Annotated in this window: 17 protein-coding genes; 8 read left to right on the top strand and 9 right to left on the bottom strand. The window is 60.8% G+C overall.

Going from position 1 to position 15,329, the window contains the following annotated elements:
* Genes trpD through CWE01_RS10720 form a run of 3 tightly spaced genes read left to right on the top strand, consistent with a single transcriptional unit; the run spans nucleotide 1 to nucleotide 2,615 of the window.
* Entirely contained in the window at nucleotides 1-1,050 is a 1,050-nt protein-coding gene (gene trpD / locus CWE01_RS10730) for an anthranilate phosphoribosyltransferase (RefSeq protein WP_100940508.1), read from the top strand.
* On the top strand, nucleotides 1,047-1,886 hold the full coding sequence (gene trpC / locus CWE01_RS10725; protein WP_100940507.1) for an indole-3-glycerol phosphate synthase TrpC: 840 nt from the start codon (nucleotides 1,047-1,049) through the stop codon (nucleotides 1,884-1,886). Before trpD ends, trpC begins: the two co-directional genes overlap by 4 nt.
* 27 nt (nucleotides 1,887-1,913) lie before the next feature.
* Nucleotides 1,914-2,615, top strand: coding sequence for a lipoate--protein ligase family protein (locus CWE01_RS10720; protein WP_100940506.1), 702 nt, complete (start codon nucleotides 1,914-1,916; stop codon nucleotides 2,613-2,615).
* On the opposite strand, the gene crp is transcribed toward CWE01_RS10720, so the two are convergent.
* Nucleotides 2,612-3,262 (bottom strand): cAMP-activated global transcriptional regulator CRP, encoded by a 651-nt coding sequence (crp, locus tag CWE01_RS10715; RefSeq protein ID WP_100940505.1) that lies wholly within the window; start codon nucleotides 3,260-3,262, stop codon nucleotides 2,612-2,614. The two genes, CWE01_RS10720 and crp, sit on opposite strands and share 4 nt — an antisense overlap.
* Nucleotides 3,263-3,483: 221 nt before the next feature.
* Here crp and CWE01_RS10710 point away from each other — a divergent pair, with 221 nt between their 5' ends.
* Both CWE01_RS10710 and speD read left to right on the top strand, forming a co-directional pair.
* A complete protein-coding gene (locus CWE01_RS10710) occupies nucleotides 3,484-3,906 on the top strand; it encodes an OsmC family protein (protein WP_100940504.1) in 423 nt (140 codons plus the stop codon).
* A gap of 242 nt (nucleotides 3,907-4,148) precedes the next feature.
* On the top strand, nucleotides 4,149-4,943 hold the full coding sequence (gene speD, locus CWE01_RS10705) for an adenosylmethionine decarboxylase (protein ID WP_100940503.1): 795 nt from the start codon (nucleotides 4,149-4,151) through the stop codon (nucleotides 4,941-4,943).
* A gap of 75 nt (nucleotides 4,944-5,018) precedes the next feature.
* Here speD and coq7 read toward each other — a convergent pair whose 3' ends face one another.
* The 6 genes from coq7 to hemJ form a co-directional block, all read right to left on the bottom strand.
* The gene (coq7, locus tag CWE01_RS10700; protein ID WP_100940502.1) at nucleotides 5,019-5,666 is read right to left on the bottom strand and encodes a 2-polyprenyl-3-methyl-6-methoxy-1,4-benzoquinone monooxygenase; all 648 of its coding nucleotides are present in this window, start codon (nucleotides 5,664-5,666) and stop codon (nucleotides 5,019-5,021) included.
* A 220-nt stretch (nucleotides 5,667-5,886) separates the two neighbouring features.
* The gene (locus tag CWE01_RS10695) at nucleotides 5,887-6,225 is read right to left on the bottom strand and encodes a histidine triad nucleotide-binding protein (RefSeq protein WP_100940501.1); all 339 of its coding nucleotides are present in this window, start codon (nucleotides 6,223-6,225) and stop codon (nucleotides 5,887-5,889) included.
* 63 nt (nucleotides 6,226-6,288) lie between these two features.
* The gene (locus CWE01_RS10690) at nucleotides 6,289-7,077 is read right to left on the bottom strand and encodes an SDR family oxidoreductase (RefSeq protein ID WP_100940500.1); all 789 of its coding nucleotides are present in this window, start codon (nucleotides 7,075-7,077) and stop codon (nucleotides 6,289-6,291) included.
* Between the two features lie 60 nt (nucleotides 7,078-7,137).
* Entirely contained in the window at nucleotides 7,138-8,088 is a 951-nt protein-coding gene (locus tag CWE01_RS10685; RefSeq protein ID WP_100940499.1) for a DUF805 domain-containing protein, read from the bottom strand.
* Between the two features lie 57 nt (nucleotides 8,089-8,145).
* Entirely contained in the window at nucleotides 8,146-9,117 is a 972-nt protein-coding gene (locus CWE01_RS10680) for a nitronate monooxygenase family protein (protein ID WP_100940498.1), read from the bottom strand.
* Nucleotides 9,118-9,152: 35 nt separating this feature from the next.
* On the bottom strand, nucleotides 9,153-9,581 hold the full coding sequence (gene hemJ, locus CWE01_RS10675) for a protoporphyrinogen oxidase HemJ (protein WP_100940497.1): 429 nt from the start codon (nucleotides 9,579-9,581) through the stop codon (nucleotides 9,153-9,155).
* A gap of 134 nt (nucleotides 9,582-9,715) precedes the next feature.
* On the opposite strand from hemJ, the gene argC reads away from it, so the two are divergent.
* Together argC and erpA are read left to right on the top strand one after the other, a co-directional pair.
* Complete coding sequence (argC, locus tag CWE01_RS10670; protein WP_100940496.1) at nucleotides 9,716-10,750, top strand: N-acetyl-gamma-glutamyl-phosphate reductase; 1,035 nt, start codon at nucleotides 9,716-9,718, stop codon at nucleotides 10,748-10,750.
* Between the two features lie 169 nt (nucleotides 10,751-10,919).
* Nucleotides 10,920-11,270: an iron-sulfur cluster insertion protein ErpA gene (erpA, locus tag CWE01_RS10665; RefSeq protein WP_007906865.1), complete on the top strand. Its 351-nt coding sequence runs from the start codon at nucleotides 10,920-10,922 to the stop codon at nucleotides 11,268-11,270.
* 55 nt (nucleotides 11,271-11,325) lie between these two features.
* On the opposite strand, the gene CWE01_RS10660 is transcribed toward erpA, so the two are convergent.
* Nucleotides 11,326-12,414, bottom strand: coding sequence for an anhydro-N-acetylmuramic acid kinase (locus CWE01_RS10660; RefSeq protein ID WP_100940495.1), 1,089 nt, complete (start codon nucleotides 12,412-12,414; stop codon nucleotides 11,326-11,328).
* A 6-nt stretch (nucleotides 12,415-12,420) separates the two neighbouring features.
* Nucleotides 12,421-13,833, bottom strand: a complete 1,413-nt coding sequence (locus tag CWE01_RS10655) for a peptidoglycan DD-metalloendopeptidase family protein (protein ID WP_100940494.1) — start codon at nucleotides 13,831-13,833, stop codon at nucleotides 12,421-12,423.
* Nucleotides 13,834-14,042: 209 nt separating this feature from the next.
* Between CWE01_RS10655 and tyrS the strand changes: the two genes are divergently transcribed.
* On the top strand, nucleotides 14,043-15,242 hold the full coding sequence (tyrS, locus tag CWE01_RS10645) for a tyrosine--tRNA ligase (RefSeq protein WP_100940493.1): 1,200 nt from the start codon (nucleotides 14,043-14,045) through the stop codon (nucleotides 15,240-15,242).
* Nucleotides 15,243-15,329 lie beyond the last annotated feature (87 nt).

The following is a 15,329-nucleotide window of genomic DNA, read 5'->3' as shown; positions in this document are numbered from 1 at the left end:
ATGGATATCAAGACAGCGCTGGGCCGTATCGTCGGTCATCTGGACCTGAGCACCGAAGAAATGCGCGATGTCATGCGCGAAATCATGACCGGGCAATGCACCGAGGCGCAGATCGGCGCCTTCATGATGGCCATGCGCATGAAGAGCGAAAGCATCGACGAGATCGTCGGCGCGGTCTCGGTGATGCGCGAGTTGGCCGACAAGGTCGAGCTCAAGACCCTTGACGGTGTAGTCGACGTGGTCGGCACCGGCGGTGACGGGGCGAATATTTTCAACGTATCCACAGCCTCTGCTTTTGTCGTTGCGGCGGCCGGTTGCACCGTGGCCAAGCACGGCAACCGCGCGGTGTCGGGTAAAAGCGGCAGTGCCGACCTGCTCGAAGCTGCCGGCATCTACCTGAACCTGACCCCGGTCCAGGTGGCGCGTTGCATCGACAATGTCGGGATCGGCTTCATGTTCGCCCAGACCCATCACAGTGCGATGAAGTATGCCGCCGCGCCACGCCGCGACCTGGGCCTGCGCACGCTGTTCAACATGCTCGGCCCGCTTACGAATCCGGCCGGCGTGAAACATCAGGTGGTCGGTGTGTTCACCCAGGCCCTGTGCCGGCCCTTGGCCGAAGTGTTGCACCGTTTGGGCAGCAAGCACGTACTGGTGGTGCATTCCCAGGATGGCCTGGACGAGTTCAGCCTTGCCGCCCCTACCTTTGTGGCGGAACTGAAAGATGGTGCAATAACTGAATACTGGGTTCAGCCTGAAGACTTGGGTATAAAAAGCCAGAGTCTGTTTGGCTTGGTGGTCGAGAGCCCGGCGGCATCCCTGGAACTGATCCGCGATGCCCTGGGTCGTCGCAAGACCGAGAACGGCCAGAAAGCCGCGGAAATGATCGTGCTCAATGCCGGCGCCGCGCTGTATGCCGCTGATCATGCCAGCAGCCTCAAAGAAGGTGTCGCGCTGGCCCACGATGCACTGCACACCGGTCTCGCCCGGGAAAAACTCGAAGAACTGGGCGCGTTCACCGCCGTATTCAAGCAGGAGAATGAAGGATGAGTGTGCCAACCGTTCTGGAGAAAATCCTCGCCCGCAAGGCCGAGGAAGTGGCTGAGCGCCGCGCCCGTGTCAGTCTGGCCGAGCTTGAGACACTGGCTCGAGCCGCCGATGCGCCACGCGGTTTCGCCCAGGCGCTGATCGAGCGGGCGAAGCAGAAGCAGCCGGCGGTGATTGCCGAAATCAAGAAGGCTTCGCCGAGCAAGGGTGTGATCCGCGAGAACTTCATCCCGGCCGACATTGCCCGTAGCTACGAAAAGGGCGGGGCGACCTGCCTGTCGGTGTTGACCGACGTCGACTATTTCCAGGGTTCCGACCTTTACCTGCAACAGGCGCGCGGGGCGTGCAAGTTGCCGGTGATCCGCAAGGACTTCATGGTCGACCCGTACCAGATCGTTGAAGCCCGTGCCCTCGGTGCCGATTGCATCCTGCTGATCGTCGCGGCGCTGGACGATGGGCTGATGGCCGAACTGGCCGCGGTGGCCAAGGGCGTCGGTCTCGATGTGCTGGTGGAGTCCCATGACGCCGCCGAACTGGAGCGGGCGTTGAAGGTTCTCGATACACCGCTGATCGGGATCAACAACCGTAACCTGCATACCTTTGAAGTCAGCCTGGAAACCACCCTCGACCTGCTGCCGATCATCCCACGCGATCGTCTGGTGATTACCGAGAGCGGGATTCTCAACCGGGCGGATGTCGAGCTGATGGAAATCAGCGAGGTGTATTCGTTCCTGGTGGGCGAGGCATTCATGCGCGCGGACAGCCCGGGTGATGAATTGCAGCGGCTGTTTTTCCCGGAGCGTGCTGCACCGGCAATCAGTGGCTCGACCCTCGACTGACCGAGGCTCGTTATCAGGATGACCACGATGCCCCTGCCTGTTGCTCTCACCGTCGAAGCCGGACTGCGCGCCGAGCAGGATCTGCTGGCCTCGGTCTGTGCCGGTGAGCAGGATTGGGGGCTGTTGTTCTGGCAACCCAGCGACCGTGCCCTGGTGATGCCACGGCGTTTGAATCGCTTGCCGGGTTTCGACGCGGCCTGCGATGCCCTGGCGGCCACTGGTTGGCCGGTATTGCTGCGTGAAACCGGCGGCGAGCCGGTGCCGCAGTCCGGCGCCACGGTCAATATTGCCCTGGTGTATGCCCCGCCCCGTCACGAAGGTGACCAGAATCGTATCGAGACCGGTTATCGGCGTCTGTGCCAGCCGATCTGCGATGCACTCGATGAGTTGGGTGGCGTTTCCTCCCTGGGCGAAATCGACGGTGCGTTTTGCGACGGCCGCTTCAACGTCAACCTCAATGGCCGCAAGATGGTCGGCACCGCCCAGCGCTGGCGCCAGAGCCAGGGTGGCACTCGGCCGGTGGGGTTGGTACACGGGGCGATGTTGATGGATAACGAGCGCGACTCGATGGTGGAGGCGGTCAATCGCTTCAATCAGGCTTGTCAGCTGGATGCCCGGGTCAGGGCGCAAAGCCATGTTGCCTTGCATGAGGTGTATGCCGCGCCGCTATTCCTTGAGCGGCTCAGCGAGCTGTACCAACAAATGTTGCAGGATATCTTCCAGCCTTAACGGGTGCCGAACACCACCATGGTCTTGCCTTTGACGTGCACCAGGTTCTGCTCTTCCAGATCCTTGAGCACTCGTCCGACCATTTCCCGCGAGCAACCGACGATCCGGCCGATTTCCTGACGGGTGATCTTGATTTGCATGCCATCGGGGTGGGTCATGGCATCGGGTTGCTTGCACAGTTCGAGCAGGCAGCGGGCAACACGACCGGTGACGTCGAAGAACGCCAGGTCGCCGACCTTGCGCGTGGTGTTGCGCAGGCGCTGGGCAATCTGGCCGCTGAGGGCGTAGAGAATATCCGGGTCCTGCTGGGCCAGTTCGCGGAATTTGCAGTAGCTGATCTCCGCCACTTCGCACTCGACCTTGGCCCGTACCCAGGCACTGCGCTCCTGTTCATGGCCGGCCTGCTCGAACAAACCCAGTTCGCCGAAAAAATCGCCGGCATTGAGGTAGGCGATGATCATTTCCCGCCCGTCGTCATCTTCGATCAGGATCGTGACCGAACCCTTGATGATGAACGACAGGGTTTGCGAACGATCACCGGCACAAATGATATTGCTCTTGGCCTGGTAGCGGCGGCGCTGACAATGCATCAGCAGTTTGTCGAGGTTCTTGATCTTGGGGGCGGAAGCGGAAGCCAGAGCAACCATGGTTGTATCCCGAAAAGACTGCGCGGTGTGGTTTGTTTTTTTAGGCATAGCTGCAAGGCTGGCAGAACGCCAGTGATTTGGCGCCAGCATAGCAGACACATTATGTACAAATTTAGGAATTTACTTTGTCGACTGACCGGTCGTCGCCCCTTGCCGGTTTCCTGTCGGAGCGGGGGGCTGTGCTAAGCTGGCTCCCTTTTTTCTGCAGTGGAGTCTAGGTGATGAAGGCACGCATCCAATGGGCTGGCGAAGCCATGTTCCTCGGAGAGTCCGGTAGCGGACATGTGGTGGTCATGGACGGTCCGCCGGAAAGCGGTGGTCGCAACCTGGGCGTTCGTCCCATGGAAATGCTGCTGTTGGGGCTGGGCGGTTGCAGCAACTTCGATGTGGTCAGCATCCTGAAGAAATCCCGTCAGCCGGTTGAAAGCTGTGAAGCCTTTCTCGAGGCCGAGCGCGCGACTGAAGATCCCAAGGTGTTCACCAAGATCCACCTGCATTTCGTGGTCAAGGGCCGTGGCCTGAAAGAAGCCCAGGTCAAGCGGGCGATCGAGCTGTCGGCGGAGAAATACTGCTCGGCTTCGATCATGCTCGGTGCCGCTGGCGTTGCCATCACTCACGACTACGAGATCATCGAACTCGGTTGAGTCGACATTCAACTATCATAAAGTCCATGCAGACTCTGGCGAGCAATCGTTCAGGTCTGCACAGTGCGCCCCTTTTTCCAGGGCGCCAGGCCAGCAGCAGAGCTGTGGCCGCGGACCCGAACAGATAACCAGAATCGCCATCGCGAAGAGGTGTTAACCGTCCTACGCAGCTGTGTCGTTCACAACTGACGGGCATGCTTGATCACGCGGCGGTGCCGCATCGACATAGAGAGTTTCCAACGGTGAAAAGCAAACTCAAGCTCCACGGGTTCAATAACCTGACCAAGACCTTGAGCTTCAACATCTATGACATCTGCTATGCGGAAACCCCGCAGGACCAGCAGGCCTACGTCGAGTACATCAACCAGGAGTACGACGCGGAACGCCTGACGCAGATCCTCACGGAAGTGGTGGATATCATTGGTGCCAATATCCTGAACATCGCGCGTCAGGACTACGACCCTCAAGGTGCCAGTGTCACGATCCTGATCTCCGAACAGCCGGTGACCCCAACCGACAGTCAGATCGAAGAATCCCCGGGCCCTCTACCCGAGACCATTCTGGCTCACCTCGACAAGAGCCATATCACGGTGCATACCTACCCGGAGATCCATCCGGTCGACGGTATCGCGACGTTCCGTGTGGACATCGATGTGTCGACGTGCGGCGTCATCTCACCGCTCAAAGCCCTCAACTATCTGATTCACCAGTTCGACTCGGACATCGTCACCGTCGATTATCGCGTGCGCGGTTTCACCCGTGATGTCGAAGGCAAGAAGCACTTCATAGATCACGAGATCAACTCGATCCAGAACTATCTTTCGGAAGACAGCCGCAAGAGCTATCAGATGACGGATGTGAACGTGTACCAGGAGAACCTGTTCCACACCAAGATGCTGCTCAAGGACTTTGAACTGGACAACTACCTGTTCGGCGACGCCACCAGCAACCTCTCGTCGGCGCAGCGCAACCAGGTGACCGAGCGGGTGAAACACGAAATGCTGGAAATCTTCTACGCGCGGAATATGCCGACGTAAGTTTTTTGGCCAAAAAAGAAGGGCGCCACTGGGGCACCCTTCTTTTTGTCGGTTCCTTGGCGGAATCGTGGTGGGTCAGATGCGGTAGGTGCTCTTGGTCATGACCTTGGCCAGCAGGCTCATGCCGAACTTCACCGGTGCCGGGAAGCGGAAACCGCCGGCGTCCAGCGCGGACTCGGCGTGATGTTCTTCGTCGATGCGCATCTGCTCGAGGATCGCCCGGGACTTTTCGTCTTCGGCCGGCAACTGGTCCAGGTGTTCGTTCAGGTGTTTGCACACCTGGTCTTCGGTGGCGGCGACAAACCCCAGGCTGACTTTGTCGCTGATCAGCCCGGCGGCGGCGCCGATGCCGAAGGACAGGCCATAGAACAGCGGGTTGAGTACGCTGGGGTGGCTGCCCAACTGGCGGATGCGCTGTTCGCACCAGGCCAGGTGATCGATTTCTTCTTCGGCTGCTTTTTCCATGGCGGCCCGGACGTGGGGCAGCTTGGCGGTCAGGGCCTGGCCTTGATAAAGCGCCTGGGCACAGACTTCACCGGTATGGTTGATGCGCATCAGCCCGGCGACGTGACGGCTGTCGTCCTCGCTCATCGGCGCGTCGGGCTGCACGATGGCCGGCGAAGGACGGTAAGGCTGGCCGCTGAACGGCAGCAAGGTGCGCATCGCGGTATCGGCTTGCAGCAGAAGACGGTCAATCGGCGAGTAGTGACGTTGGGTAGTCATGCTGACCTCCGGGAAAAATCTCGGCCTGCAGTTTACCGCAATCGAGAGCGGAAGGTTTGCGTTGGGTCACCAGACCGGCGGATGTGCTGCCTCGCGTAATCTTGCAGACACCGCGAAACCTGTAGGAGCCGGCTTGCTGGCGATAGCGGCCGAAAGGTCGACGCCAGGCTCTGGGACTTTGTCGCCAGCAAGCCGGTTCCTACCGTTTGTTTTGGGGGTATCAGCCCGGCGGCCAGTGCATCTGGCGCTGACCCAGCACATGCATATGTATGTGATAGACGGTCTGCCCACCTTCTTCATTGCAGTTCATCACCACACGAAAGCCTTTCTCGCAGCCCAGTTCCAGGGCCAGGCGCTGGGCGGTGAAGAGAATATGCCCGGCCAGGGACTTGTCCTCTTCGGTCAGGTCATTGAGCGTGCGTACCGGTTTTTTCGGAATGACCAGGAAATGCACCGGTGCCTGTGGGGCGATATCGTGGAAGGCCAGGACCTGGTCATCCTCGTAAATGATCTTGGCGGGTATTTCTCTGTTGATGATCTTGGTGAACAGAGTATCCACAGCTGTTTCTCCATTGAGTGGGTCGGGCCAGAGTCTGTACGGACAAGGCCGTGAGTTCAAGTTTCAGCGCGGACAATAGGCCTTGGTCGCGACACCGGCGAGCTTGCGCATCATCCAGCGCGGCATCAGGCGCGGGGCTCGGGCCAGCCAGCGGTTGCGCCAGCCGGGAATGATCACCGCACGGTTCTTGTCCAGCGCGCGCACGGCATACAGCGCCACTTCTTCGGGGCTCATCATCAGCTTGCTGTCCAAAAGCTTTTCGACGGCCAATTGCGCTGTGCGAAAGAACGCGGTCCGGGTCAGGCCGGGGCAGAGCACCGAGACCTTGATACCGGTTTTCTTAAGCTCTTCGCGCAGGCCTTCGGAGAAATGCAGCACGTAGGCCTTGCTTGCGTAATAGCTGCTCATCCAGGGCGCGGGGTGAAACGCCGCGACGGAGGCGACGTTGAGGATCTGCCCGCCACCCTGTATTGCCATGAGATTACCCAGGGTATGACAAAGTCGGGTGAGGGCGAGGATATTGACTTCGATCAGGTCCTGCTCGGTCCCCCAATCCTGGGCCAGGAACGGGCCGCAGGTGCCGAGGCCGGCGCAGTTGACCAGCAGGTCGATCTGCCGTTCACCTTCTTCCAGTTCCAGCAGAAAGCCTGACAGGCGCAGCGGCTCGCTCAGGTCGCAGGCGCGAAACAGCACCTCGACGCCAAAGCGCTGGGTCAGTTCGAGCGCGATGGTTTCCAGCTGATCACGCTGGCGGGCCACCAGAATCAGGCTGCGGCCGCGGCGCGCGAGGGCTTCGGCCAGTGCCAGGCCGATGCCGCTGGAAGCGCCGGTGATCAGGGCGTAACGGGTCATGCAGTTCTCCATCACAACGGCTGTGAGCCTTGGGACAGAGGGTCGCAGGCTCAGAAACCGTTATTCTTTTTCATCTTTGCCATAGTCTACAGCGGGCGGAGCGGATTCGGCTGCTGCATCATCGGTCTCATCGGTGCTGGTGGCGTCGCTGCTTTCGGAGTAGCTGGCCGATTCCTTGTTGTAGTCTCTCTCGAGGTTGGCCAGGCCGCCGGTCAGGGCAACAACGCCAAAGATGATCCCGCTGACGACCGAGAGCACGGCCAGGACCTTGACCGCGGTGCTGTTCGGCGGTGGTGGTGCGCCGTACTGGTTGGCGCCGCTATTGCCCGGGCAGAACATCAGCACGAAGGGGAACAGGCTGCCGACGAAGGGGACCAGGGTCAGTAGCCAGAGCCAGCCGGACCAGCCGATATCGTGCAGGCGCTGCACGGCGATCTGTACGGAAAAGATCACGAAGGCGATCAGGGCCGCACCACCGAGCACGACACCGATGACGATCGCCGTGTTCAGGGAGGCTGCCGCAGCGCCCATGGCGAAGGCGAAGATTGCGCCTGCCACCGGGAGGGTGACGAACATCAGGACCATGCTCCAGGCCAGGTAGCGCAGCCGGCCGATACGCCCGTTTGTGGTGAAGGCCTTGAGTTGGCCGAAGGCCGGGAGGTCGTCGCCGACCCGGGCTTGTGGCGGGGTGTAGGGTGATTGGTAAGCCGTGGTGTCCGGTGGCGGCGTGCTGGCCGGCAGGTCATCGATATCCGCCAGGCTCAGTTCGACGGTAGCCGGTTCGTCTTCCAGGCGGGCTTCGATGCCGGTCTTGCGCAAGGCCTGCAGATAAGACTCGGCCTCGGCGGCCGAAAGGTCGCGCTTCAGGGCGACAGGCTGGCCACTGAACAAACGTTCCACCGAAGCGACGTCGGTCTTGAACAGCGCGGCCAGGTTGAACTGGGCAGTGGTTTTGTCAACGCCGGCCTGCAAGGCGCCGTCGAACACGATTTTGAAGCGGTTGTCGCTCATGAAGGGCGTCCTTGTCACAAGTCATTGGCGTTACAGGGTAAGCCTGCAACACGGATGTTACGGGCGTGGCCAGTGCCGAGGCAACTCTGCTGCCAGTGACTGGGCCTTGCGGTACTCGGCATCAAGCCGGGCGACCAGTTGGTCGACACTGGGCAAGTCATCGATACCACCGACCCCCTGGCCTGCCGACCAGACGGTTTTCCAGGCCTTGGCCTCGTCGCTGATCGGCTTGAGCTTGGAGCCGAAGTTCACTTCACCCTTGCCTTGCAGCGCAGGGAGATCGAAACCGGCGTTTTCCAGGCTCTGGCGCATAAAGCTCGCGGGCACCCCGGATACCGCCGCAGTGTGCACGATATCGACCGCCTGGGATGTGAGCAGCATCTCTTTATAGGCGTCGGATGCATGGCTTTCCGTAGTACCGATAAATCGCGTACCGAAGTAGGCCAGATCCGCGCCGAGCAACTGCGCGGCGAGAATCTCGTGACCATGGTTCAGGCAACCGGCCAGCAGCAGGGTCTTGTCGAAGAACTGGCGGATTTCGGCGATCAGGGCAAACGGACTCCAGGTGCCGGCATGGCCACCGGCGCCTGCGGCCACGGCAATCAGCCCGTCGACACCGGCCTCGGCGGCTTTTTCGGCATGGCGGCGGGTGGTCACGTCGTGGAACACCAGGCCACCGTAGCTGTGTACGGCGTCCACCAGTTCCTTGACCGCGCCCAGGCTGGTGATGACGATCGGCACCTTGTGCTCGATACAGATCTGCAGGTCCGCCTGTAGTCGTGGGTTGCTGTTGTGCACGATCAGGTTGACGGCATAAGGCGCCGGATTATCCAGGGTCGCCAGGCCCGCTTCGATTTCCTCCAGCCAGGCCTTGAAGCCGCTGCTTTCGCGCTGGTTCAGGGCTGGAAAGCTGCCCACCACCCCGTTGCGGCAGCAGGCGAGCACCAGTTGCGGGTTGGAAATCAGGAACATCGGCGCGGCCACCACGGGCAAGCGCAGGCGTTGTTCGAGCAGGGCGGGCAGCGACATGGAGAGTGCTCCGATCAGGGATGAGTGACTTGTAGCTAGAACGGTCGGACAACGACCAGAATGACAATAGCCAGCAATAGCAGAACCGGCACTTCATTGAACCAGCGATAAAAGACATGACTGCGGGTGTTTTCGCCACGGGCAAAACGTTTCACCTGGGCGCCGCACATGTGGTGGTAGCCGATCAGCAGCACCACGAGGGTCAGTTTGGCGTGTATCCAGCCGCCCTGGCTGAAGATGCTCGGGTTGAGAGCGATCAACCAGCCGCCGAAGATCAGCGTGGCGATCATCGCCGGGCCCATGATCCCGCGATACAGCTTGCGCTCCATGACGCTGAAGCGCTCCTTGCTGACGTTGTCCTCGCTCTGGGCGTGGTAGACGAACAGGCGCGGTAGATAGAACAGGCCGGCAAACCAGCAGACGACACTGACGATATGAAAGGCTTTGACCCACAGATAGAGCATTTTTGGTTATTCCCAGGTTCACGGTAGGCCGAATAGTAGAGGCTTGAGCGTCCGCACGTCACCTTGACGGTTGTCGCAGGCGCGCGCGGCCCCTATTATCGTGGGCTTTCCAGTGGTTTCGTTGAGGGCAGGTCATGGTCAAGGTCGGTATCGTCGGCGGCACGGGTTACACCGGTGTCGAATTGCTGCGTCTGTTGGCACAGCATCCGCAGGCAGAAGTGGCAGTCATCACTTCGCGATCCGAGGCGGGCCTCGCCGTGGCCGACATGTATCCGAACCTGCGCGGTCACTACGACGGCCTGGCGTTCAGCGTGCCGGACATCAAGACCCTCGGCGATTGCGACGTGGTGTTCTTCGCCACGCCCCATGGTGTGGCCCATGCCCTGGCCGGTGAGCTGTTGTCCGCCGGCACCAAGGTCATCGACCTGTCCGCCGACTTCCGTTTGCAGGATGCCGAAGAGTGGGCCAAGTGGTACGGCCAGCCGCACGGTGCGCCGGCGTTGCTGGAAGAGGCGGTCTATGGGCTGCCGGAAGTGAACCGCGAGAAGATCAAGCAAGCCCGTCTGATTGCCGTGCCGGGTTGCTATCCGACCGCGACCCAGCTGGGTTTCCTGCCGCTGCTTGAGGCGGGCCTGGCGGATACCACGCGGCTGATCGCCGACTGCAAGTCGGGCGTCAGCGGTGCCGGTCGCGGCGCCAGTGTTGGTTCGCTGTACTCGGAAACCTCCGAAAGCATGAAGGCTTATGCGGTCAAGGGGCACCGCCACCTGCCGGAAATTCGCCAGGGGCTGCGCCGCGCGGCCGGCCATGACGTGGGCCTGACCTTCGTGCCGCACCTCACGCCGATGATCCGGGGTATCCATTCCACGCTGTACGCGACCGTGGTCGACCGTTCGGTGGATCTGCAGGCGCTGTTCGAGCAGCGTTATGCCAACGAACCGTTCGTCGATGTCATGCCGGCCGGCAGCCATCCGGAAACCCGTAGCGTGCGTGGCGCCAACGTCTGCCGGATTGCCGTGCACCGTCCGCAGGATGGCGACCTGGTGGTGGTGTTGTCGGTGATCGACAACCTGGTCAAGGGCGCTTCCGGCCAGGCGGTGCAGAACCTGAACATCCTGTTCGGGCTGGACGAGCGTCTGGGCCTGTCCCACGCGGGCATGCTGCCTTAAGGCCGCACTCGCGTTCGCCAGGAAGGCCCGTCAAGCGGGCCTTCTTGCATTCTGTGAGGTCGCTCGGGTTGATTGATATACCATAACAATAGTTGACCGCTTTTCTAGGAGAAGCGGATAATGCCCGTCATCACGCATTATGGCGGCGTAACGCCGGGAGATAGTCAGCATGAGCGTCGAATCCTTCACCCCCACGGCTTTGCAATTCACCCACGGTGCCGCGCACAAGGTGAAGAGCCTGGTCGATGAAGAGGGCAATGATCGCTTGAAGCTGCGCGTATTCGTTACGGGCGGCGGTTGTTCAGGGTTTCAGTACGGCTTCACCTTCGATGAAGAAGTGGCCGATGACGACACCATCGTCGAGCGCGAAGGCGTCAGCCTGGTGGTCGATCCAATGAGCTTCCAGTACCTGGCAGGCGCAGAGGTGGATTATCAGGAAGGCCTGGAAGGCTCGCGGTTTGTTATCAAGAACCCGAATGCCACCACCACCTGTGGTTGCGGGTCGTCGTTCTCGATCTGATCAGTGCTTTCGCTTTACCCTCAACGCCGCGAACTTCGCGGCGTTTTGCTGTGTGTCAGGCCGGGTAGATCGCGCCCAGTACCCGCAGGCCCCGGGCACCTGTGACGCTGGGGCGATTGGCGGCGACGCCGTCGAGGCAGCATTGGGCCAGCCAGGCGAAGGCCATGGCTTCGACCCAGTCGGGGTCCACGCCGTGGGTGGCGGTGCTGGCAACCCGGGCGCGGGGCAGCAGTTGGCCCAGTCGGGTCATCAGCGCCGCGTTATGGGCGCCGCCGCCGCAGACCAGTAATTCTTCCGTGTTCTCCTGGGCGCCCGTCAGCGACTCGACGATGGTCCGTGCGCTGAGTTCGAGCAAGGTAGCCTGGATGTCTTCGGCTGCGAGGGGCGGCAGGCGACCCAGGTGCTGCTTCAGCCAGGGCAGGTTGAACACCTCGCGCCCAGTGCTTTTCGGGCCCTTGGTCTGGAAGAACGGATCGCTGAGCAGTGCCTGCAGCAGCGCGGGTTCGACCTGGCCGCTGGCCGCCCATTGGCCGTTACGGTCATAGGATTCGTTGCGTTGATCCTGAATCCAGGCGTCGAGCAGCACGTTACCGGGGCCACAGTCGAAGCCTGCGACCGCCTTGTCGGGCTCGATCAGGCTCAGATTGCTGAAACCGCCGACATTCAGCACGGCGCGATGGCCTGCGCGTTCTTCGAAAAGTGCTTCATGGAAGGCGGGGACCAGTGGCGCGCCCTGACCGCCGGCGGCCACGTCACGACGGCGGAAGTCGCCGACGACGGTGATACCGGTCAGTTCCGCCAACAAGGCTGGGTTGCCGATCTGCACGGTAAAGCCGCGTGCCGGTTCGTGGCGGATGGTCTGGCCGTGACTGCCGATGGCGCGAATGGCGTCCGGCGCGAGCCCTTGTTGCTTCAGCAGGGTATGGATGCCCTGGGCGGCCAGGGTCACCCAGTTCTGCTCGGCGATGGCGGAGCGGGCAATTTCGTCGGGGCCGCTGGCGCACAGGCCAAGGAGCTCGGCGCGCAAGGCGTCGGGCATGGGAATGTAGTGGCTGGCCAGCAGCCGGATGGAACCGTTGAGCGCTACCAGGGCAATGTCCAGCCCATCGAGACTGGTTCCGGACATCACGCCTATGTAGAGCATCGTGGTTTACCGTTTGGCCGAGGCGACTTTGCTGGATTTTTCCTGGTTCATGCGCGCCATCAACGGCTGGCTCTGTTGCAGGAAGCGGGCGCGTTCGGACTTGGCGATCGGATCGGCCATGGGCAGTTTCTGGCCCAGTGGGTCGACGTGTACGCCATTGACCTGGAACTCGTAGTGCAGATGCGGGCCGGTCGACAGGCCGGTGGTGCCGATATAACCAATCACCTGGCCCTGCTTCACGGTGCTGCCGGTCTGGATGCCCTTGGCAAAACCTTGCATATGACCGTACAGGGTCCGGTAGGTATTGCCGTGCTGGATGACCACGGTGTTGCCGTAACCGCCGCGACGGCCGGCCAGTATCACCTTGCCGTCGCCGGTGGCTTTGATCGGCGTACCGCGTGGGGCGGCATAGTCGACGCCTTTGTGGGCGCGGATCTTGTTCAGGATCGGGTGCTTGCGGCCCATGGAGAAGCGCGAGCTGATGCGGGCGAAGTCCACGGGGGTGCGGATAAAGGCCTTGCGCATGCTGTTGCCGTCAGCGGTGTAGTAGTTGCTGATGCCTTGTTTGTTGGTATAGCGCACGGCGGTGAAGGTCTTGCCGCGGCTGGTAAAGCGCGCGGAGAGGATGCTGCCGGTGCCGATGGTCTTGCCGTTGAGCACTTTCTGCTCGTAGATCACTTCGAATTCGTCGCCGGGGCGGATGTCCTGGGCGAAGTCGATGTCGTAGCCGAATACATGGGCCATTTCGCGGGTCAGGCTGTGGGGCATGCCGGCACGTTGGGCGGAGAGTGACAGCGAGCTGTTGATCACGCCGTGCACATAGGCCGAACGGACCACCGGCTGGGTGACCACTCGATGGAAGGTGAAACCTTTCGGGCCCTTGGTCAGGGTGATGGTCTCAAGGTCGCTGACCTGGCTGTGCAGGTTGTTCAGCTGGCCGTCGGGCGTCAGCTCGAACTCCAGGACCTGGCCATGCTTGAGTTGGGAGAACTGCTTGGCTTGTTTATCGCTGGCCAGGACCTCATGTACTGAAGCAGCCGGCAAGCCGACCTTCTCGAACAGTGTGGAAAGCGTATCGCCCCGGGCTACGGTGACTTCCCGGTGGCCGGGGGCCTTCTTTTCCTCGGGTGCAGGGGCGGTCTTGGCGGTTTCCTGGGGCTCTTCGGCGCTGTTGTCGATCTGGGCGAAAGGCGATGGATTGCCTTCATTTGTGGCTTGATCGAGTTCTACGGCGTCTTTGTCTTGTGTCAGTTGATCCGCTGGGGTTTCCAGCTCCAGGTTCAGCGTTGTCTTCTTGGCTTCTACGTCACTGGAAGGAAATACCAGTAGCGCCAGGCTGAGAAGGGCGGCGATCCCACTTGCGGCCAGCAGGTGGGTCTTCGGATAAAGCGGGGGCGCTTTAGTCGGCTCTGTGGTCATAGGTAATTTGACTTTGAAGAAGATGAATTGGAAAAGATGAATGACATGATGAAGATGAAATAACTGTATAAAATATAACCAAAACATCGCTGAAGCAAGTCTGTCATGTGTGGGCGGCTGTTTCGTGCCCGTATGCCGGGCAAAACTTGTATTTGGGCGGCGTTCTTGTATGGTTGGTCCCCTTTGAATCTGAGCCTTGCAGGTTGGTTATGAAGTCGGTTGAAGAGCAGCTCGCGCTGATCAAGCGTGGTGCGGAAGAGGTGTTGGTCGAGTCCGAATTGGTCGAGAAGCTCAAGCGTGGCCAGCCGCTGCGTATCAAGGCCGGCTTCGACCCTACGGCACCGGATCTGCACCTGGGGCACACAGTCCTTATTAACAAGCTGCGCCAGTTCCAGGAGCTGGGGCATCAGGTGATCTTTCTGATCGGCGACTTCACTGGCTTGATCGGTGACCCGAGCGGCAAGAGCGCCACGCGTCCACCGTTGACCCGTGAGCAGGTCCTCGAGAATGCCGAGACCTACAAGGCCCAGGTGTTCAAGATCCTTGATCCGGCGAAGACCGAGGTGGCGTTCAACTCCACCTGGATGGATCAGATGGGGCCGGCGGACTTCATTCGCCTGACGTCGCAGTACACCGTGGCGCGCATGCTCGAGCGCGACGACTTCGACAAGCGCTATACCAGTAACCAGCCCATCGCCATCCATGAGTTCCTCTACCCTCTGGTGCAGGGGTATGACTCCGTTGCGCTGCGCGCGGATGTGGAGCTGGGTGGTACCGACCAGAAGTTCAACCTGCTGATGGGGCGTGAGTTGCAGCGCGCCTATGGGCAGGAGGCTCAGTGCATTCTCACCATGCCATTGCTCGAAGGGCTGGATGGTGTGAAGAAGATGTCCAAGTCCCTGGGGAACTATGTAGGGATCCAGGAAGCGCCGGGTGTCATGTACGGCAAGCTGGTGTCGATCCCGGATGCGCTGATGTGGCGTTACTTCGAGCTGCTGAGCTTCCGTTCGATGGATGAGATCAATCAGCTGCGCAAGGATGTCGAGGCGGGTGCGAACCCGCGTGACGTCAAGATCCAGTTGGCTGAAGAGATCGTCGCGCGTTTCCATGGCGAGGAGGCTGCGGCCAATGCTCATCGTGCGGCGGGCAATCGCATGAAGGATGGCGAGTTGCCGGATGATCTGCCTGAGGTTGAAATCAGTGCTGCTGAGGACATGCCGATTGCCGCTGTCCTTAATAAGGCTGGCCTGGTGAAGAACTCGGCGGTCGCTCGCGATCTGCTGAGCTCCGGTGGTGTGCGTATAGATGGCGAGGTCGTTGATCGCGCCTTTATATACAAGCTGGGTGCGACCCATGTTTGCCAGGCAGGCAAGAAGGCGTTCGCCCGGATCACCCTCAAGGCCGAGTAACGCTGCTTTATAGATAGAAGCCAACACTATGGGAGCCGCAGGCTCCCATAGTCGTTTTTGCCCTGCTTTTGACCTTTGTGACAGAAA

The organism is Pseudomonas sp. QS1027 (assembly GCF_002814235.1).
Lineage (GTDB): Bacteria > Pseudomonadota > Gammaproteobacteria > Pseudomonadales > Pseudomonadaceae > Aquipseudomonas.
This window is presented reverse-complemented; position numbering and strand designations above follow the sequence as displayed.